Annotated in this window: 1 pseudogene; it reads right to left on the bottom strand. The window is 34.9% G+C overall.

The window, feature by feature from the left end:
* Positions 1-598: pseudogene (locus ES765_RS21570) on the bottom strand (site-specific integrase); the annotation flags it as partial.
* Between the last annotated feature and the right edge of the window lie 12 nt (positions 599-610).

Below are 610 nucleotides of genomic sequence, written 5' to 3' on the forward strand. Positions count from 1 at the left end.
TTTCCAATGCCGACATGGACTTATGACCGGTTATAAGCATTAAGTTACTTTTTGCTGCGAAAGGAGAGGTGTCTTTAAGCAACTTACGATAGAGTTTGGTAATGTAGGTATGTCTAAAGCTGTAAAGTCCATAATCCTCATTAAGATTAAAATGCTGTTTTACTTTTGCCTTAAAACGTTTTGAGAAGTAATTTCTTCTATTGGTTTCGGTAGTAGTCCAAGTACCTCCAATTTTTGTAGGCGTAAATAATAGATGTTCGGGATTCATATCAGAAAGGTCTGGTAATTCATCTAATAATATTTGGGGTATGGTCTTCTTTTTAAGATTGCTGTTTTTGGCTTGAAAGGTGATGGTTTTATTTTTCAGGTTAAAATCACCTATTTGCAGCCTTGAGACTTCTATGGGCCTCAAGAAATTGTATGCAACGAATTTAATGTAGAGTAGGAGTATGGCGTCCTCTTTTTCCAAATAGGTGAATATATTGTTCTCAACTTCTAGTGTAAAGGTTTTATTTCGCTTAGGTACCGAATTGAGGACTTTTATGTTTTTTATAAAATTGAAATTTAGTAGTTCGTTATCTTCCAGTGTCTGTAGCATTGTTCCTAGGGC

This window comes from Maribacter sp. ACAM166, assembly GCF_005771495.1.
In the GTDB taxonomy this organism is placed as follows: domain Bacteria; phylum Bacteroidota; class Bacteroidia; order Flavobacteriales; family Flavobacteriaceae; genus Maribacter.